The organism is Haloferula chungangensis, from assembly GCF_042664875.1.
Taxonomy (GTDB): Bacteria; Verrucomicrobiota; Verrucomicrobiia; order Verrucomicrobiales; family Akkermansiaceae; genus Haloferula; species Haloferula chungangensis.
Window position 1 is genome coordinate 408,713 of record NZ_JBHTBS010000003.1, and the last position, 18,655, is coordinate 427,367.

14 protein-coding genes are annotated in these 18,655 nt (G+C 58.0%); 4 read left to right on the top strand and 10 right to left on the bottom strand.

Annotated elements, in window-relative coordinates; translation table 11 throughout:
- Window positions 1-104 precede the first annotated feature (104 nt).
- Window positions 105-563, bottom strand: a complete 459-nt coding sequence (locus ACFQY0_RS08385; RefSeq protein ID WP_379711277.1) for a tetratricopeptide repeat protein — start codon at window positions 561-563, stop codon at window positions 105-107.
- Window positions 564-617: 54 nt separating this feature from the next.
- Window positions 618-803 carry a hypothetical protein gene (locus tag ACFQY0_RS08390; protein WP_379711278.1) on the bottom strand — a complete coding sequence of 62 codons (186 nt, stop codon included), beginning with the start codon at window positions 801-803 and terminating at the stop codon, window positions 618-620.
- 202 nt (window positions 804-1,005) lie between these two features.
- On the opposite strand from ACFQY0_RS08390, the gene dnaG reads away from it, so the two are divergent.
- The 4 genes from dnaG to ACFQY0_RS08410 all read left to right on the top strand — a co-directional run bounded on the left by dnaG (window position 1,006) and on the right by ACFQY0_RS08410 (window position 7,802).
- Entirely contained in the window at window positions 1,006-2,844 is a 1,839-nt protein-coding gene (gene dnaG / locus ACFQY0_RS08395) for a DNA primase (RefSeq protein WP_379711496.1), read from the top strand.
- 133 nt (window positions 2,845-2,977) lie between these two features.
- Window positions 2,978-4,855: an RNA polymerase sigma factor RpoD gene (gene rpoD, locus ACFQY0_RS08400; protein ID WP_379711280.1), complete on the top strand. Its 1,878-nt coding sequence runs from the start codon at window positions 2,978-2,980 to the stop codon at window positions 4,853-4,855.
- 496 nt (window positions 4,856-5,351) lie between these two features.
- The gene (locus tag ACFQY0_RS08405; protein WP_379711282.1) at window positions 5,352-6,542 is read left to right on the top strand and encodes an AraC family transcriptional regulator; all 1,191 of its coding nucleotides are present in this window, start codon (window positions 5,352-5,354) and stop codon (window positions 6,540-6,542) included.
- 45 nt (window positions 6,543-6,587) lie between these two features.
- Entirely contained in the window at window positions 6,588-7,802 is a 1,215-nt protein-coding gene (locus ACFQY0_RS08410; RefSeq protein WP_379711284.1) for an aminotransferase class V-fold PLP-dependent enzyme, read from the top strand.
- Between the two features lie 86 nt (window positions 7,803-7,888).
- On the opposite strand, the gene ACFQY0_RS08415 is transcribed toward ACFQY0_RS08410, so the two are convergent.
- From ACFQY0_RS08415 to ACFQY0_RS08450, 8 genes are all read right to left on the bottom strand, one after another.
- The gene (locus tag ACFQY0_RS08415; RefSeq protein ID WP_379711286.1) at window positions 7,889-8,500 is read right to left on the bottom strand and encodes a trimeric intracellular cation channel family protein; all 612 of its coding nucleotides are present in this window, start codon (window positions 8,498-8,500) and stop codon (window positions 7,889-7,891) included.
- Window positions 8,501-8,650: 150 nt separating this feature from the next.
- A complete protein-coding gene (locus ACFQY0_RS08420) occupies window positions 8,651-10,189 on the bottom strand; it encodes a sulfatase family protein (protein ID WP_379711288.1) in 1,539 nt (512 codons plus the stop codon).
- Window positions 10,190-10,292: 103 nt separating this feature from the next.
- Complete coding sequence (locus tag ACFQY0_RS08425; protein ID WP_379711497.1) at window positions 10,293-10,958, bottom strand: HAD family hydrolase; 666 nt, start codon at window positions 10,956-10,958, stop codon at window positions 10,293-10,295.
- Window positions 10,958-11,680 carry a translation initiation factor IF-3 gene (gene infC / locus ACFQY0_RS08430; RefSeq protein ID WP_379711290.1) on the bottom strand — a complete coding sequence of 241 codons (723 nt, stop codon included), beginning with the start codon at window positions 11,678-11,680 and terminating at the stop codon, window positions 10,958-10,960. The genes ACFQY0_RS08425 and infC overlap by 1 nt, the downstream gene beginning before the upstream one ends.
- A gap of 110 nt (window positions 11,681-11,790) precedes the next feature.
- Window positions 11,791-13,665 (bottom strand): threonine--tRNA ligase, encoded by a 1,875-nt coding sequence (gene thrS, locus ACFQY0_RS08435; RefSeq protein WP_379711292.1) that lies wholly within the window; start codon window positions 13,663-13,665, stop codon window positions 11,791-11,793.
- 237 nt (window positions 13,666-13,902) lie between these two features.
- Window positions 13,903-14,370 carry a GNAT family N-acetyltransferase gene (locus ACFQY0_RS08440; RefSeq protein ID WP_379711293.1) on the bottom strand — a complete coding sequence of 156 codons (468 nt, stop codon included), beginning with the start codon at window positions 14,368-14,370 and terminating at the stop codon, window positions 13,903-13,905.
- Between the two features lie 67 nt (window positions 14,371-14,437).
- Window positions 14,438-16,294, bottom strand: a complete 1,857-nt coding sequence (locus tag ACFQY0_RS08445; RefSeq protein WP_379711295.1) for a DNA topoisomerase IV subunit B — start codon at window positions 16,292-16,294, stop codon at window positions 14,438-14,440.
- An 80-nt stretch (window positions 16,295-16,374) separates the two neighbouring features.
- A complete protein-coding gene (locus ACFQY0_RS08450) occupies window positions 16,375-18,624 on the bottom strand; it encodes a serine/threonine protein kinase (RefSeq protein WP_379711297.1) in 2,250 nt (749 codons plus the stop codon).
- Window positions 18,625-18,655 lie beyond the last annotated feature (31 nt).

Below are 18,655 nucleotides of genomic sequence, written 5' to 3' on the forward strand. Positions count from 1 at the left end.
ACCGCAGGAAACATGCCATCGCGAAAGCCACCTCGGCTGATCCCGCGCAAGCGCTCGATAAGGCTAAGCCAAGATCTCCGAGAAGCCAACCCCGCTTGCCATTCCTACTTCAAACTCGCCAAATCCCGATCCTTGTCGGCCATCGCGCGAAAGGAATCATCCATCGAAATGGCCCGATCCAGGTGGGTTTTCGCCTGGCTTTGCTCACCAAGCACCGCGTGGTAGCAGGCGATATTATAGTGAAACAAAGGATCCTCTATCAGCTCCGAAGGTCCCGTCATCAGGCAATTTCGGGCGGCAAGGGTGTCGCCGGTTTCGTGCAGGCAAAAGGCCGCATTGATGAAAAACCGGGGCTCCTGCGGTTCGCGCAAACAGAGCAAGCGGCCGGTATCGGCTCCGGCATTCCAGCGCTGGGCCTGCATCTCCGCAGAGAGCTTCATTTCCAGAGCCTCCCTCCGCATCCGGTCGCGGGCATTCAGCGATTGGAGTTCACGAAGGGTATCCTCGGGAAGCCCCAACTCGAGCCAACCAAGTGCCGTCTCCAAGGTCCGGACATACTCCATTAGGACCAAGCTATGGGAAAATCCCGATCGACGCAATTCCTGGTTTCCGCCGAGTCACCGCACCCTGACCGGCGCAGGCTCCAATTCCGACTGTGGACGAGCCTCCTGACCCCGGCGACGGAAATTCCCGGCTTCTTCGCCCACCCTCTTCAGCATCGCGATCAGGTAAGCGTTGAGGAAATACTCCTTCAGCAACAGTTCGCGGGTTTCACCTCGGGTGTTCTTTTTGACGATTTTCATGATGATACGGGATTGCGGTAAATAAGAGCCTCGCAGCCTTACCCTTATTCCCTCAGCTCGCAAAATTCTGGCGCAAGCAGTTTTCGTCGAGCCGCGCATTTTCACCTTTGGCCTTGGATCTTTCCTCTCGCCGCCTACATCACTCGGCGTGTCACAAATCCCCCGGGAAACCGTCGAACAGGTCCTCGCCGCCACGGATATCGTGGACCTGATCGGCTCGTACATCCCGGTCAAGCGCGCTGGCACGCGCTACGTTTGCAACTGCCCTTTCCACAACGAGAAGACCCCCTCGTTCAGCATCGATCCCGCCCGACAGTTCTTCCACTGCTTCGGCTGCAAGAAAAGCGGCGACGCCCTGACCTTCGTCCGCGACTACGAGGGCCTGACCTTCGTCGATGCGGTCAAAAGACTCGCCGGAAAATCTGGGATCACGATTGTCGAGCAAGCCATCGACCCAAAAGAAGAGCGCGCCCGCCGCGACCGTGGCCGCCTGCTTGACCTCCAACGCGAAGCCTCCCGCTTTTTCCACGAACTGCTGCTCAGGTCCCCGGCCGCCGCTCACGCGCGCGATTACTTGAAGTCGCGTGGCTTCGGCAAGGAAATGGCCGAGCGCTGGGAAGTTGGTTGGGCCCCGGACACCCCGAAGGTCTTTCTCGATTGGGCACGGGAAAAAGGCCTGCGCGGCCGCGACCTCTGCAACTCCGGCCTCGCCATCCAACGTGAAACCGGTGGGCTCTACCTGCGCTTCCGCGACCGCCTGATGTTCCCGGTGCGCAACGACCACGGCGACGTCATCGCCTTCTCCGGACGCCAGCTGCGCGAGGATCCACGTTCGGGGAAATACATCAACTCCCCCGAGACCGCGCTTTTCAAGAAGTCGAACGTCCTCTTCGGCCTCGACCGTGCCCGCAAAGGGATTCTCGACGCCAAGTCCGTGCTCATTTGCGAAGGCCAGATCGATGCGATTGCCTGTCACGAACAAGGAATCAGCAATGCTATAGCCCCACTAGGCACTGCATTTACAGCCAATCACGCAAAAATCATCGGCCGTTACACCAAACGCGCACTTCTTTGCTTTGACGCTGATAGCGCTGGCTTCACAGCAGTCGAACGTTCTTTCCGTGAATTAATTGCCGGTTCAATAACCGTTACAGCGGTTCAAATGCCAGCGGGAGAAGATCCCGATTCGTTCATGCAACGAAACGGTGTGGATGCATTCAAAGAGCTAATCGAAAAATCTCCCACTTTCTTTGATTTCATAATCGACAAGAAAAAGTCATCTAGTGATTTGAATTCGCCAGAAGGCAGATCAGAATTTGCAAAGGAATGTGCTGAATTGATTTCCCTATTTCCCGATTCAGTAATTCGCGGTTCAATGATTGATCACGTGGCGACTAGACTCCGAATTGGGCGTCCTGAACTATTCGAGGCCGTAATCAAAGAATCGAAACGACCTAAATCTAGACGCTTCGAACGAAGGAACAACGACGAACAAGAATCAACCCAGTCGGTAGAACCTGCTCCACTCGACCCCACCATGGGTTATCTTTGCGCCCTATCCCTTCATTCGTTTGAAGTTCGCCAGTTTTTATCTGAGCAGTTTGAGACCCTCCATGAGATCGCTGACCAACTTGAGGGCGTCCCCATTCTCCAAAAAATCCTCACCGAGCGCAGCGAGTCCGACAACCCGGCCTCGGTCAACAGCTTCATTGCCAGCCTTCCGGAATCCGAGCGCCTCGCCCTGCACTCCGACGCCACCTTTTCCATCGCCCTTCCCGAGAACCCGCTGGAAGCCAGCCATCAGGCACTTGCGGAAGCCAGTGCCCTTGCTCTCGAACGCGAAGACGCTTCGATCAAAGCCGCCCTCGCCGAGCCAAACATCGCATTTGAGAAGCAACTCCAGCTTCTCCAGCGCGCCAAGGAAATCGCCGACCTCCTCGGATCACTTACCAACCGCGCGATTACCACGGACCGATTCGCGCCGAATGCCCGCCGCAAAAAGCCGCAGAAGCCATGGAAAAACTACGGCTCCAAGGAATAAGAAAGGAATAAAGAAAACCTTGACGACCAAGGGGAACGCATAAATCGTCCCGCCCGCCTCGCGACCTCAGGTCGCTTGGCCCACTAATGGGTGAGGTCTGTCCCGACCCCGCCAATCTCCGCCTATTTTTCATATGTCCACCAAGAAAGCTTCCGCCAAAAAGACGGCAACCCCAAAGGCCAAGGCCACTCCTACAGAAAAGGCCAAGGCCCCTGCGAAGAAGACTGCGACAAAGAAAAAACCAGCCGCCAAAGCCACGACCAAGGCCGATCCAGAGAAAAAGGCAAGCCCAGCCAAGAAAGCTGCCGTTTCGAATAAGTCCGACGCCAAAAAGGCTCCTGGCAAATCTGAGAGCAAAGCCGCTGAAGCCGACGCTCCTATCAAAAAGGGCGAAAAGAAGCGCCGCATCGATACTCCTGAAATCCAGGAAAAGATCCGCGAACTGATCAAGCTCGCCAAGGAGCAGGAATACCTCACTTACGACGACATCAACGAGATCCTGCCGAACGATCTCGTCGAACCATCCGACGTCGAGGCCATCATGCAGCAGCTCCGTGACATGGAGTTCGACATCATCGACGCCTCGGAAGTCGACCGCTTCAAGGACAAGAAGAAGGAAGACAGCGACGACGAGCCGGAGGAGACCAAGGATCAGAAGCTCGACATTCTCGACGACCCCGTCCGCATGTATCTCAAGCAGATGGGTCAGGTTCCGCTGCTCACCCGTGAGCAGGAAGTGGAAATTTCCAAGCGCATCGAAGATGCCGAGATCGAAGTCTCCAAGCAGCTTCATCTCTTCGGCTTCGTGGCAGACAGCTACCTCGAACTCGCCGACAAGCTCACCAAGGGCAAGGAGCGCTTCGACCGGGTGATCCTCGACAAGAAAATCGAGTCACGCGAACGCTACATGAAGACCCTGCCGAAGCTCTGCGATCAGCTCAAGCAGCTCCACGCCGAGAACGAAAACATCTTCCGTCAGCTCTCGTCCAAAGCACCGCGCGGGAAGAAGAAGCTTCAGGAGAATTTCGAGAAGAACCTCCAGACCCTTCACCGCACGTACATCCGCTTCTACTTCAAACAGAAGGTCACGGAAGACTTCTGCGAACAGGTCGAGGACTATCAAAGCAAGTTCTGGAAGTACGGCCGCAAGGTGAAGAGCAACCCGGACGACAAGGAATTCGAGACCAAGCTCCGCGAAATCCAGCAGCTCGCCTGGCACACCGAAGATGACTTCGATGTCACCAACCGGCAGCTCCGTCACTGGCTCAAGGAAGCGCTCAAAGCCAAGACCGAGATGGTTGAAGCCAACCTGCGTCTCGTCATTTCGATCGCCAAGAAATACACCAACCGTGGTCTCTCTTTCCTCGACCTCATTCAGGAAGGAAACATGGGTCTCATGAAGGCGGTGGAAAAATTCGAATACCGTCGCGGTTACAAATTCTCGACCTACGCCACCTGGTGGATTCGTCAGGCGATCACCCGCTCGATCGCCGACCAGGCACGGACCATCCGTATCCCGGTTCACATGATCGAGACGATCAACAAGCTGATGCGCGTGCAGAAGCAGCTCGTTCAGGAATACGGTCGTGAGCCTTCGCCGGAAGAAATCGCTGAGGAAATTCACCTTCCCGTCGAGCGTGTCCGCGCCGTCCTCAAGATGGCCCAGCAGCCAATCTCGCTTCAGGCACCTGTGGGTGACTCGGACGACACTTCCTTCGGTGACTTCATCGAAGACAAGGCCGCCGAAAACCCGATGGAAGAAGCTGGCTTCGCCATGCTCAAGGAAAAGATCGGCGACGTGCTCTGCACCCTAACAGAGCGCGAACGCGAAGTGCTCGAACAGCGCTTTGGTCTCAAGGACGGCTACAGCCGCACGCTTGAAGAAGTCGGCCGTCAGTTCCAGGTGACCCGCGAGCGGATTCGTCAGATCGAAGCCAAGGCCCTGCGGAAAATGCGTCACCCCACCCGTATCCGGAAGCTCGAAGGCTTCATCGAACTCCCCGGCATGTAATCGGGGCGGATCGAAGATCGCTTTTCAAAAGAAGGCCGGGCCACAAGCCCGGCCTTTTTTTTTGCGCCCAGCGCGACCTTTCTCAAGTCACTGAAGAATCGGACCAAGATGGATAGGATCGATAGGATGATGATTCAGAGGATCTACATGAGGAATTTTTCAACCGCAGATGGACGGGATGGACGCAGATGAAGAAGATTAGATTCTGAATTCCTAGAAGAATGCCAAGAGCTTTGCTAGCCCAGCTGAGACCACCGTTCCTTCAATCTGCGTCCATCCCGTCCATCTGCGGTTTGCTACTTCTTCAATCAGCGATCCAGATCCAAATGTAGATGCCCTGGACAATGATTCCAAAATCCTACCCACCTGTCCCGCCATAGCCTTGGCGACGGGGGATCCTATCCTTCTTGGTCCATAAACCCCCACTCGGCCAGTCTGCCACCCATGCCGTATTTTAACAGTGCGGCCAGCGAATATGCGGTCTAGTTTCTCCAAGATGTCCAGCCATCCCACCGGTCCACCAACTCGCATTGTCGCCGTGCTTTCCGCGGTCAGCGTGCGTCGCTACGTCCCGGGAATTGTGCGCTATGGTCGTCCTAACACCAGCGTCTGGCAGCTCGATCCGCGACACGATACCCAGCAGCTTCTCGCCATGTTCCGCGAGTGGGAGCCCGCCGGCATGATCCTCGAGCACATGCCCGGCATCACCGACGAACTCCTCGATCTCGACCTGCCGAAAGTCACCGTCCACTACGATTTCAAGGATCGCCCCGAGCTCGGCTGGGTCGACGTCAATGACCACCAGGTCGGCCAACAGGCTGCCCAGTTCTTTTCCGACAAACGGCTCCAGCATTTCGGCTTTTTCGGCATTGAATCGCAGTGGTCCGAGCAGCGCCTCGCCGGCATGCGTGAATCCCTGATCGCCGAGGGGCACGATCTCACCACCTTCATCGACCGTCGTCCCGGCCACGATCGGTACAACGACTACTGGCCCGCTCCCACGCCCGAGCTGCTGAATTGGCTCAACGCGATTCCAAAGCCCTGCGGCATCCTCGCCGCCCACGACCCGCTCGGCCGTGCGCTCATTGAGGCCTGCGCCACTTCCGGAATCGATGTCCCGCGCGACGTCGCGGTTCTCGGCGTGAATGACGACCCGCTCGTCTGCTCCCTCAGCCAACCGCAGCTCTCCTCCGTCCGCATCCCCTGGCAACGGCTCGGCTTCGAGCTGATGGGAATCCTTGACAAGATGCTTGCCGGTGAGCCCGCCGAGCATCGCATCATTTCGCCCGGCACCATCGGTGAGCGCTTTTCCACCGACGTCCTCGCCGTCGAAAACCCGCTCGTTGCCCGTGCCCTCGAACTCATCCGCGAGCAGATCTCAAGCGGCGTGAACGTCGCCCAGGTCACCGAGAAGCTCGGCTGCTCACGCCGACACCTCGAACGGCTTTTCCGCGAACACCTCGGGCGCTCCCCGAAAGATGAGATCACCTCCCGCCAGCTCGCCATCGCCCGTGACCTGCTGCTCAATTCCCGGCTGAAGGTTGCCGCCATCGCGGGCGAGGCAGGCTTTCACAGCGTCGAGCGCTTCTACGCCATGTTCCGTCGCATGGAAAACATGAGCCCCGGCGCCTTCCGTCGACTCGGCGGTCGCCCCTCTCCACCGAACCGCTCATCCGAGACAAAGTGATTTTTCGCGTGCATCCAAGCCGCTCCCACCTTCCCTTCCCTGCACATGGCCTTTGACCCGGAAACGCTCCGCCACGAGTTCCCCATCCTTTCCACCGAGGTGAATGGGAAAGCCCTCGTCTACCTCGACAACGCCGCCACGTCCCACAGCCCCCGGGTCGTGCTTGAGGCCTCGCGCCACTACTACGAGGCCGTCAATTCAAACATCCATCGCGGCACCCACCATCTCGCCCGCGCCGCCACCGAGGCCCACGAGAAGGCACGCCAAACCATCGCCGCCTACCTCAACTCGGAATCGGCGGATGAAGTCATCTTCACCTCGGGCACCACCGACGGCGTCAACCTCGTCGCCAACATCCTCGCTGCGAAGGTCGGCCCCGGGGACGAAATCCTCATTTCCACCCTTGAGCACCACTCGAACATCGTTCCCTGGCAGATGCTCTGCGAACGCAGCGGGGCCACCTTGAAAGTCATCCCCTGCGACGAACACGGCGTCCTCGATCAGGAAGCCTTCAAATCGCTGCTCACCCACAGAACTCGAGTCCTTTCCCTGACCTGGGTTTCGAATGCCTTCGGCACCGTCAATCCCGTCGCCGAAATGACGGCCGCTGCCAAAGCCGCTGGAGCCATCGTGGTTATCGATGCCGCCCAGGCCGTCCCGCATCTCGCCATCGACGTCCGAAAGCTCGGAGCCGACTTCCTCGCCTTCTCGGGTCACAAGGTTTACGGACCTACGGGAATCGGCGTACTTTGGGGACGTCGCGCTCTCCTGGAATCCCTCCCCCCCTGGCGCGGCGGTGGTGAAATGATCAAGGAAGTCACCTTTGAAAAAACGACCTACAACGAGCTTCCCTTCAAATACGAAGCCGGCACCCCCAACATCGAAGGCGCCATCGCCCTCGCTGCCGCACTCGATTTCGTCAACGAACTCGGCATCGAGAATATCCACACCCACGAAGATCGCTTGATCCACCAGGCTGCCGAAGGCCTCTCCGTCATCGACGGCATCCACTTCTACGGCCCCGACGACCGAGCCGGCGCGCTTTCCTTTGCCATCAAGGGGATCCACCACTACGACCTCGGCACCCTCATCGACCAGATGGGTGTCGCCGTCCGCACCGGCCACCACTGCTGCCAGCCGCTGATGGCCCGCTTCGGCATCACCGGCACCACCCGCGCCTCGTTTGCCGCTTACAACACCTCGTCCGACGTCGAAAGACTCATCGAATCCGTGAAGCGAGCCGCCATGATGCTCCGGTAATGACAAGGCTGACGGAACTTCCAACAGCATGCGCTTCTCTGTTAGACCTTCCCTGACGACGGCCCCGAGGTTTTTCTCCGCCTCCCCTAGGCACTTCTCAGAGGTGGAAAACGCCAGTTGAAGCGCACTGCTAACAGCCGGAACACCACGACCACCGCGGCACTTGCGATCATCAAGCTCACTTGTTCCATCCGGAAGTAGTCACCGATGATGTAAACCCACGCTCCGGTGAATGAACAGGTGGCACACAAGGGTGCCGGAGTGAAGAGACTTGGGACCTCGTTGCAGACAACGTCTGCCAGCACCCCGCCAAAGGTGCCGGTGATGGCGCCCATCAACGCAGCGATGAACCACGAATCCTGCGCTTCAAGCGCAATCACGGTTCCAACAACCGTGAAGAACGCCATGCCAAGTGAATCGGGAAGAAGCAGCAATGGTTTGATGCGGGGCAAATGATCGATGGTGAAGGCACCAATGATACAAATCACGAAGACCGTGATCGGGTAATGCGGATTGACGATCCAGAATAGCTCATCCCGGTTCAAAAAGAGATCGCGCAGGGTGCCACCTCCGAAGGCCGCCAAAAACGCCACCGCGAACGAACCCACGAAGTCCATTCCGGTGCGCGATGCCAGAAGCATTCCATAGATCGCCGCAGCGATGACCGCCAAATACTCGATAATTGTGACGACCGTCATGCCCTGACTTCACTCCTTCGGCCAAGGCAGGTCAAGCAAGCCACCTGCGAAACTCCCCGACCGTCCCGCGCAACCTGAACGACGCATCATACCGCGCAGAACGGCGAAGGCGAGCATCCGCCATTTCAGATCCGGCCCTTTCAGTCGGGATCAGTTCCGGAATTGATCATACTCAGGATTCACCTTCGCATCTCTGAAGACTGGCCTTTCCTTCCAGAGTTCATAGGTGCCCTTGAGCTGGACGGCGGACTCGGGATACTGACCTCTATCATCGGTCTCCCTGATCCAGTTCTCGAGGATTCTCCGATGCCGCTTCAACTCGCCAGCAAACTTCGGATCATCTGCCAGGTTGTGAACCTGATGCGGATCCGCTCCGATGTCGTAGAGTTCCTCACTCGGCCGAAGGCCAAACCAGTGTGAGTCCTGATAGGCGGTCAGTTTTTCTTCTTCATGCAGACGCTTCAGGTCCTTTACTGTCGCCTGGTTATCTCGATACTGTGCCTGGAGCAGAGGACGGTCCGGATAGTAATTTCGGATGTATCGAAGCTTCTCTGTCCGCACGCTGCGGATACGGTCGATCGTGTAATCACAGCGGTCGCGCGCCGAGATCACATGATCCCGAAGCTCGTAGTCCGCCGCAAAAAGATCCCGACCATCGAGATAGTCCGGCAATCTTGCACCGGCAAAGGCTAGCGTGGTCGCGGAGATATCCAGGCTTGAGACCAGTTCGTTCCGAATGGTACCCGCTTTCAGAGCCGGATGATTTCCCATCATCACCAGCGGAACATGAACTCCTCCCTCATAGCAAAACTGCTTATGCCGAAGCGACTGGTTGCTGCCATGATCGGAAAAGAAGAACACCAGCGTGTTGTTCCGCTCTCCGTCCGCCTCAAGGATCGCTAAAATTTCCGCCACTTGAGCATCGGCTCCACGAACGGCATTGTAATGAGCCGTCCATGCCTTGCGATGCGCAGGCGTATCAGGGAAGTAAGGCGGCAAAGGCAGCTCATGGGCCTTCAGCACCTCGCCCTTGCGGACGTGCTTTGCCTCAGCCTTGCCACCCCAGATCATGATTTGTCCGAACCATGGCTGAGCTTTGTCCTCGCGGGCGTTCCAGTTGTTAGATCGGAATAAATTGATCTTTTCAGCCGAGTTCCCCTGCCAGCCATTCATCCCGGCAAGGTAGCTCTCCTTGGTGCCAACCGAGTAAAGCGCGCGGCGATCATAGTGGAAGTTGTAGTCGTCCTTCCCGATGTTGAAGGTGAAGTAGCCTGCCTTTCGCATCAGTTCGGGAATGGTCATCATCCCATCCGGCAGATGAATCCTTAGCTCTTCGGGAACCTGTTCACCTTCAGGGGCCCGACTCGACCGATGATGGTGAGTGCCGGTGCTCGTTTGCATCTTTCCGGTAATGATTGCCGAACGTGAGGCGGAACATACGGGTGCGGTAACAAAAGCCCTTTTGAACAACACACCACTCGCCGCCATTTCGTCGATTGCAGGCGTGTGGCCCCTGTTGATCGGATCATCATAGCAGCCCATGAAGGGCGATAGGTCTTCAGAAAAGATCCACAGGATATTAGGGCGTCCCTTCGCCTGAAGTGAACCCGCAGCCACTGCAAAAACCCAGATGGCAGCAGAGACGATCAGCTGAAGGCGGCATTGTTTCGTGGCGATCCAGTGAGTCATTTCAAGGTGAGACAAATCAGGCTAGACCGACTACCCACCCCACCCGGTGGTTCTTTCGAGAAAGCCCTCCGCCCGATCTGCAAACCTCACTGGCTGAAAAAAATCAGATCCCAAACTCACTCAAGCCCGGCAGCGCAAAGTCAGCGCCCGCTTCGAGGAGCTCATCGACGCTGAATTTCCCCGTCGCCACGGCCAGGCACTTCGAGCCCATGGCATGGGCGCAGGCGATGTCCTTCGGCGTATCGCCGATGACCAAAGTCTCCTCGGGAGAAAACGAGCGACCTGAGTGCTTCGCCGCCCGGTCCAATGCGATGGGGCCAAGCAGGTTTCGATCTGCAAAATCGCATCCGTAGGCACCAAAGGCGAAGTGATGATCCAGCCCGTAGTGTCGCATCTTGAGCGCCGCTCCACCGGCAATGTTTCCCGTGAGAAGCCCAACCGTCGCGTCCTCATCGGCCGCAAGCTGGTCAAGCAAATCCACGGCTCCGGGCAGAACCCTCCCTTCGAATCCCGCGTGGGCCAGGTTCCACTCAAGGCGCCCCAGATAGAACTCATAAAAGCGCTCCACCTGATCGTCCGAGTGGGGCAGACCGAAGTGCGAAAACATGTTGAGGACGATCCCCGAGTCGGTGCTGCCCGCGAGGTCCAACTCAGGACCTTCGCCACCAAAGCACTCGGTTGCCGCCTCCTTGAGAGCCAGCAGACCAGCTCCTCCGGTATCAACGAGCGTGCCGTCGATATCGAAGAGCCACAATCGGATTCCCTCCATCACGCCTCAGCGCGATCTTCCTCGCCGTCGGCTTGGGCCTCATCGGCATCGGAATCAAAGTCGACTTCCTCGTCATCCTCTTCCTCCTCAGCAGCGAATTCATCTTCATCGATGAGCTCACCATGATAGAGGTGGAATTTCCGCTGGCGCTGGGCCTTTGGAAGTGGCGAGAGCAGCATGCCAACAGCACGACCACTGAGGCGAGGCTCCTGGTCCACGTTGGCCATGGTCTTGAGGTCGCCGATGATCCGGTTGAGCTTGTCGAAACCGAGCTCCTTGTGGGCGTTCTCACGGCCACGATACTGGAGGACGACGCGCACCTTGTGACCTTCGTCGAGGAAGCTTTCGATGCGTCCGAGCTTGATGTTGTAATCGTGCTGCTCGGTACGGACGCGGAATTTGATTTCCTTCATCCGGGTCGCATTCTTCGAAGTCTTCTGCTGCTTCTGAAGTTTCGCCTGCTCGTACTTGTATTTGCCGTAGTCGATGATGCGGCAAACCGGCGGGTCCGCTTTTTCCGCAATTTCCACGAGATCGAGCCCGACCAGTTTGGCTTTAGCCAATGCCTCCATCGGAGTCATGATGCCGAGCTGGCGACCGTCCGGAAGAACGACGCGGACACGCGGAGCGCGGATCCGTTCATTGATTCGGGTCGTGTCACGCGGGGCGCGATTGTAGCGTTTCTTTTTCTTAGCGATAGCAGTAGGTGGCGTGGTGTTCAATGCGACACGGATGCCTGTGGAAGGTCCACAGGCCAATCCGCGAAGGGGGTCAGGAAACGATGATCCGGATTCTCAATCATACGGACACAGCAGCGAGAGGACCGGTCATCTCAAAGGGACCGGTTTGCAATTTCCTCACGTATCGTTTCAACAAAATCATCAATGGGCTTGGAGCCGAGGTCGTCGCGGTCGCGGTGGCGGATGGAGACAGTGCCTTCTTCCACTTCGCGCGCGCCGATGACGAGCATATAAGGCACCCGATCCAATCGAGCAAGACGAATCTTGGCACCCACTTTGTCGGAACTCCGGTCCAGCGAGACCCTTACGCCCGCATTCGCGAGCTTGGCCGTGGCTTCCTCCGCCGCCTCCATGAATTTGTCCGAAATCGGCAGCACCCGCACCTGCTCCGGCGCCAGCCAGGTCGGGAACTTGCCCTCAAAGTGCTCGATGAGCAGTCCGGTGAAGCGCTCCAGCGAACCAAAGGGCGCGCGGTGAATCATCACGGGGCGATGCGCTTTGTTGTCGGCACCGATGTATTCCAGATCGAAGCGCTCGGGCAAATTGTAGTCCACTTGCACGGTTCCAAGCTGCCACTCGCGGCCGATCACGTCCTTGACCACGAAGTCGATTTTCGGACCGTAGAAGGCCGCTTCCCCAAGCTCCTCGGTGTAGTCGACTCCCAGCACCTGCACCGCTTCGCGCAGCGCGGCCTCGGCCTTGTCCCAGTTTTCCGGCGAACCGACATACTTGTCGCTATCCGGATCACGCAGCGAAAGGCGCACCTTGTAGTCGTTCATGCCGAGCGTCTTGAGCACGATTTTCACCAAGCCAAGACAGCCCTGGACTTCCGCAGCGACCTGATCCGGCGTGCAGAATAGGTGGGCGTCATCCTGAGTGAATCCGCGCACGCGGGTCATCCCCCCGAGCTCACCACTCTGCTCCCAGCGATACACCGTGCCGAACTCGGCCAGGCGCACCGGCAGGTCGCGATACGAATGGTGATCGCTCGCATAAATCTTGATGTGATGCGGGCAGTTCATCGGCTTGAGCATGTAGCCTTCGTAGGCACCACTCTCCAATCCGTTGATGAGCTGATCGCAAGTCGCGTTCTCATCCGCCAGCTTCTCCAGCGTATCGCGCTCAGGAATCGGCGCATACTGGCTGTCCTGATAGTAGGGAAAGTGTCCGCTCGTGCGATACAGATCGAGCTTGCCGATGTGCGGGGTGAAAACCTGCGAGTAGCCCTGCTTGTCGAGCTCCGAGGTAATGAAGTCCTGCAGCGCGCGGCGCACCAAAGCCCCCTTCGGCTTCCAGAGGATCAGCCCCTGGCCCACCGCTTCATCGATGTGGAAAAGCTGCAACTCGCGACCCAGCTTGCGGTGGTCGCGCTTCTTTGCTTCCTCAAGTCGCTCGAGGTGGGCCATGAGTTCGTCCTTGGTCGGGAAAGCCGTGCCATACACGCGCTGAAGCTGACCTTTCTTCTCATCACCCATGTAGAACGACGACGACACGCTCATCAGCTTGCAGTGCTTCGTTTTCGCCGTCGATCCCACGTGCGGACCCGCGCAGAGGTCGATGAACTCACCATTCTGGAAACAGGAAATCTCTTCGCCTTCCGGGATCTTGTCGATCAGGTCGAGCTTGAAGCGACTCGGATTCTCCGGGCGCTCGGAGAGGCCCCCAAGACGACCGCTCTCCGCCATCGCCTTCGCTTCATCGCGGGAAATCACCACCCGCTCGAAGCGTTGGTTCTCCTTCGCCACCTTGCGCATCTCCGCCTCGATTTTCTCGAAATCATCCGGCGTGATCCGGTGCTTCATGTCGAAGTCGTAATAGAAACCATTTTCCACCGGCGGACCGTAGGCGAACTGGGCATCCGGCCAGATTCTGAGGATCGCGGTGGCCATGACGTGGGCGGTGGAATGGCGGAGCCGTTCCAAGTCAGTCATCTGCTGGCGTTCATCGAGAGTCTTACGTTCGGACATGCGGCCACGGAGAAAGCAGAGCCGAGCGATTCTTACAACCGCGAAAAGGGTCGGAAGCGGACAGAATCGTGGATGAGAGGGGCCATGAAGCCAAACGAGCGGATGTGAAGCCCAGACTTCCGGCACCGAGGCGATGGAGATCGAGGGGCAAAGCGACGGAAAGCGCGATCGCTCCTCCCTGCCATTGGCACTTCCGGGCAGCGAATCCTGAAAGTCCGGCATCGCGCCCGCGCGCCCCTAGGCATGGGCGTTCTTGAGTTCCATCTCATAGTTCTGCAGGTGAATCCCCGAGAGATCAACGCCGCGATCCGCGATCACGCAAAATCCAGCACGCTCGAACAGCGGCTTTGCGCAAATCGACGCCTCCACATAAACTCGAGGCAGATTCATGGAGAAGGCCACGTCGACCGCGTGGGTGACGAGTCTTGTCATGATTCCTTGTCGTTTGAAGTCAGGGTTCACGTAGGCATAGTCGATGTGACCATCCGGATCCAGTTCAAGAAAACCTGCGATCTGTGATTGCTTCACCGCGACGAAAGGTCGCTTGAGTTCGCATCGCTTTTCCCAGTGCTCGGGCTGCGGCTCGACTTGAGACCATGCAAGACACTGCTCGGGCGAGTAGACTTCGCTGGCGATCTCGTGGACTGCCCGGGAAAAAATCCGAGCAATCGAATGATGATCCCCGTGTTGATAGATGCGGATCATCCCTAATCGATCATCAATGGAGCACCCATCCCGGAAGGATCGGACCTTGGGCTGATCGCTTGGAGAATCAAGCAGCGTCGCCAATCTGCCGATCGACGTCTTCGCGAAGATTCTCGATGATGTATTCCTGACGATCCGGCGTGTTCTTACCCATGTAGAAGGCGAGCAGTTCCTTGACGCCCTTCCCTTCCTCGAACTCCACAGGATCAAGCCGCATGTCGGCTCCGATCATGAACTTGAATTCGTCGGGTGAGATCTCACCCAGACCCTTGAATCGAGTAATCTCTGAGGTCTTGCCCAGCTTCTTCAGGGCAAGCTCCTTCGCCTGCTCATCGTAGCAGTAGATTGTCTCCTTCTTGTTCCGCACGCGGAAAAGCGGCGTTTGGAGAATGTGCAGGTGACCTTCACGAATCACTTCCGGGAAGAACTGCAGGAAGAAGGTCAGCAAGAGCAGGCGGATGTGCATGCCGTCGACGTCGGCATCGGTCGCCACCACCACACGGTTGTAGCGCAGGCCTTCGATGCCGTCCTCAATTCCCAGAGCCGCCTGCAAAAGCGCGAACTCTTCATTTTCGTAAACGACTTTTTTTGCGAGCCCGAAGGTATTGAGCGGCTTGCCCCGCAGCGAGAAGACCGCCTGCGTTTCCACGTCGCGGCTTTTGGTGATCGATCCCGATGCCGAGTCACCCTCAGTGATGAAAAGCGTGCTGTCTTTCGCCTGCTTGTGCTTGGTCCCCAGATGGGCCCGGCAGTCGCGCAGCTTCTTGTTGTGCACCTTTGCCTGGCGCGCCCGATCGCGAGCGATTTTCTTAATGCCTTTCAGGTCCTTGCGCTCGCGTTCGGCGGTCAAGATCCTCTTTTGCAAGGCCTCCGCCACTTGCGGATATTTGTGCAGGTAGTTGTCGAGATGCTGCTTGAGGAAATTTCCGATGAAAGTCCGCAAGGTCTCGCCATCCGGCGAAACCGTCGTCGACCCCAGCTTCGTCTTCGTCTGCGATTCGAATACCGGCTCCTCGATCCTCACACAAATCGCCGCTTCAACTCCTGCGCGGATGTCGCTCGGATCATACTGCTTTTTATAGAAAGTTCGCACCACATTGACCAGAGCCTCGCGGAATGCCGCCAAATGCGTGCCTCCCTGCGTCGTGTTCTGACCGTTGACGAAGGTGTAGTATTCCTCGCCACTTTCCGGCGTGTGCGTGAAGGCAATCTCGATGTCCTTACCCACCAAGTGGATCGGTTCGTAGAGCATCTCACCTTCGACTTCCTCCTGAAGGAGATCCAGCAAACCATTCTTCGATTTGAATTTCTTGCCGTTGAAAACCAGCGTCAGCCCCGGGTTCAGGTAGCTGTAATAGCGGCACATCCGTTCGACGAGGGCGTCCTTATACCTTGCCTTTGCCGGGAAAATCGTGCGATCGATGTCGTAGGCCAGACGGGTTCCCGAAGCCTGCTCTTCCTTGCGGGGCTTCTTCATCTCCTCGACGACTTCGCCCTTCGAAAACTCAATCGCCTTCGTCTGACCATCGCGCCAAGCCTGGATTTCGAAGAATCCAGAAAGCGCATTGACCGCTTTGATGCCGACACCATTCAGGCCGACCGATTTCTTGAAGGCCTCGCTGTCGTATTTCGCCCCGGTATTGATCTGCGCCGCGCAGTCAAAAAGTTTCCCGAGCGGAATCCCGCGTCCGTAGTCGCGCACCTCGACCCGGCTCGCCTCATCGATGTCGATCCGAATCTCCTTGCCGTAGCCCATGATGTGCTCGTCGATCGCATTATCGATCACTTCCTTGAGCAGGATGTAGAGCCCGTCGTCCTGAGAGGATCCGTCGCCCAGCTTGCCGATATACATGCCAGGCCGGAGCCGGATGTGTTCACGCCAATCGAGGGACTTGATGTCTGCTTCGGTGTAGTTCGCGGCCATGAGGATGCTTCAGGTCTCTTAAGAAATGCCGCCCCGGACTGGCAAGCCCGCACCTGAAATCCGGCGGATTCTTTTCAAAATCAGTGATCCAGAGCCGGCAGGACCACCATCCAACGCCGTCCGAAGGGCTCCGAAACCTCCGCCAACCGAGCCCCGGCGTCCTTTCCCCGCTCGCGATCGCCCGCGAGCAGGTCGAAGGCGATCGCCTCCTCGTGACGGCGCAGCTTGTCGATTTCACGATCCTCGTCCTGTGACAGCTCGCGGTGCAGCTCGATCAGGCTGCTCGGGTCAATCTCGCTCCAGGAAAGTGAAACCTCGCCATGCGAAGACTTCAGCAGCGGGCGCGAGACATCTCCTTTCAAAATTCCCTCGAACTTCCGTCCATCCCGACTGAGCAACTCGAGGTCGCTCCTCCCCGCCGTGCGCTCGCCCAACTCTGCCAAAAACGTCGTCGCCGCCTCAGCAAGGGTCAGCAATGCCTCGCGCCTTTTTTCGCCATCCTCATCGCTCGGCCGCCACGCCTTCAGCTTGCTGATGGCGGTCGGGAAACGGCAGGACGACAGATCCACCATCGCGCTGTCGGGAAATGCCGTCGCATCGTCAATTTTCGCCGCCAGACCCGGAGTTTCTTTTGGAGCCACCAAGGACTTCTCCAGTTCCGCCTGCCAAACGCGGACGTTGAAGCGGGCCCGTCCTTTCGTCCGCAAGGTGGCATCCAGCGCCCGGAGGTCATCGAGAAGATTCGCGGACTCAGCCTTGCCGACATTGAAGCTCTTCGGCTCGGCTTTTTTCAGCCGACTGTAATCTGTCAGGTAATCCCCTGCGATCTTCGAATAGGGAGCCAACCAGGCATGGTTTCCTTTTCCAGGAGCTTCCGCCACCGCCTTGAAATACGGAATTGCCAGCTCCGGCATGCCCTGTTCCCAGCTCTTCAGCCCCACCATCAACCAGCCCAGATATCTCGGACCGGCACCGCTATCAAAGTTCATTGGGGGCTTGATGGGCTCCATTTGAGGAAGTCGCTCGAGGACCTTTCCCAGAATGTTGCCAATTCCTGAAGGCAGATCCTTCGCCGATCGCACATGATCCAGTGCCCGCCTCGCATCCTCGCGGGCCTGCTCGGAGCGGCCATCCAAATAACTCGCCACCACGACTTCGCATGCGGCCCAGGAACCCGTGGGCTCCAAAACATCAGGATCGTCGCGCACTTCTCCGAAGAGCACTCGAGCCCTCTCATAATCGCCACTTCCAAGCGCCTCGCTGGCTTCGCGGTAGGCACTCGCCACCCGCAATCCTCCTCCGCCATCGGTCGAGGGCACCGGGTCGGGAGAAGTTACGACTTCCGAGCTTTCATCCAGCTCTTCCACCAACTCATCGTCCTCCTCATTGATCCACTTCCAGGCAAAGCCAGCAGCCAGTAAAATCAACAAACCCGCGAAGGCCAGCGCTGCCTTCTCGCCGAGACTCGAGCCACTTCTCTTCCGCCGATCCTCCCCTTTGGGGGCCGGCGGTTCGGAACCGAGCTGCGACTGAGCCCCACGCAAGGCCGCAATCAATTCTTCATAGGAATCGAATCGATCCGCCGCGCTGTAGGCCATGCAGCGATCGATCACCGCGCAGGTCGCCGCGCTCAACCACGGCGCGACACTCGCCAAAGGCGGGATGTTCTGCTTCGCCTTGCGCAGACGATTGGTGTCCATCGACTCCTCGCCGCAGGGCGGCTTGCCCGCGAGGGCATGATGAAAGGTCGCTCCAAAGGCATACACATCGGAGCGAAAATCCTCGGGGAGCCCCTCGATCGTCTCCGGCGGCACATAATACGGCGTTGCCCAAATTTCCTCAGCCTGCGCCATGCCACCCTGGGTCAGCAGCGCCAATCCGAAGTCCACGATCTTTGCCTTGCCGTGGCTATCCAACAGAATGTTCCCCGGCTTGATATCGCGGTGGATCAGACCCGCGGCGTGGGCCGCATTCAGCCCCTCCGCCACCTCAATCATCAGTGGCAGCGCCTCTTCCTCAGGGATCGATCCCTTTTCCTTGATGTGATGCTCGTAGTGCCCGCCCTGGACAAATTCCATGGCGATGAAAAACCGTCCAAAAGCCCGCCCTGTGGTGAACACGCGGACCACATGCGGGTGACCGATCGCCGCCGTGATCCGAGCCTCTTCCTCGAAGGCCGCAATGCGTTTCTCATCTGCCGAAAATTCCTCGCTGAGAATCTTCAGGACCACCTCACGATGCAAGGTGTTGTCCTGCGCCACGAACACCATGCTCATCCCACCAATCGCGTGCCGACGCAGCAATGTGTAGGGCCCGAACTCGCGCTTCACCCGCGTGTGCTTTCGGCAGCTCGGGCACTCC

Excerpts from the sequence above, each read along its gene's own strand:
- ACFQY0_RS08415 (WP_379711286.1), bottom strand. The coding sequence starts at position 8,500 with ATGACGGTCGTCACAATTATCGAGTATTTGGCGGTCATCGCTGCGGCG.
- ACFQY0_RS08420 (WP_379711288.1), bottom strand. The coding sequence starts at position 10,189 with ATGACTCACTGGATCGCCACGAAACAATGCCGCCTTCAGCTGATCGTC.
- ACFQY0_RS08405 (WP_379711282.1), top strand. The coding sequence starts at position 5,352 with ATGTCCAGCCATCCCACCGGTCCACCAACTCGCATTGTCGCCGTGCTT.
- ACFQY0_RS08390 (WP_379711278.1), bottom strand. The coding sequence starts at position 803 with ATGAAAATCGTCAAAAAGAACACCCGAGGTGAAACCCGCGAACTGTTG.
- ACFQY0_RS08385 (WP_379711277.1), bottom strand. The coding sequence starts at position 563 with ATGGAGTATGTCCGGACCTTGGAGACGGCACTTGGTTGGCTCGAGTTG.
- ACFQY0_RS08425 (WP_379711497.1), bottom strand. The coding sequence starts at position 10,958 with ATGGAGGGAATCCGATTGTGGCTCTTCGATATCGACGGCACGCTCGTT.
- ACFQY0_RS08445 (WP_379711295.1), bottom strand. The coding sequence starts at position 16,294 with ATGGCCGCGAACTACACCGAAGCAGACATCAAGTCCCTCGATTGGCGT.
- rpoD (WP_379711280.1), top strand. The coding sequence starts at position 2,978 with ATGTCCACCAAGAAAGCTTCCGCCAAAAAGACGGCAACCCCAAAGGCC.
- ACFQY0_RS08410 (WP_379711284.1), top strand. The coding sequence starts at position 6,588 with ATGGCCTTTGACCCGGAAACGCTCCGCCACGAGTTCCCCATCCTTTCC.
- thrS (WP_379711292.1), bottom strand. The coding sequence starts at position 13,665 with ATGTCCGAACGTAAGACTCTCGATGAACGCCAGCAGATGACTGACTTG.
- ACFQY0_RS08440 (WP_379711293.1), bottom strand. The coding sequence starts at position 14,370 with ATGATCCGCATCTATCAACACGGGGATCATCATTCGATTGCTCGGATT.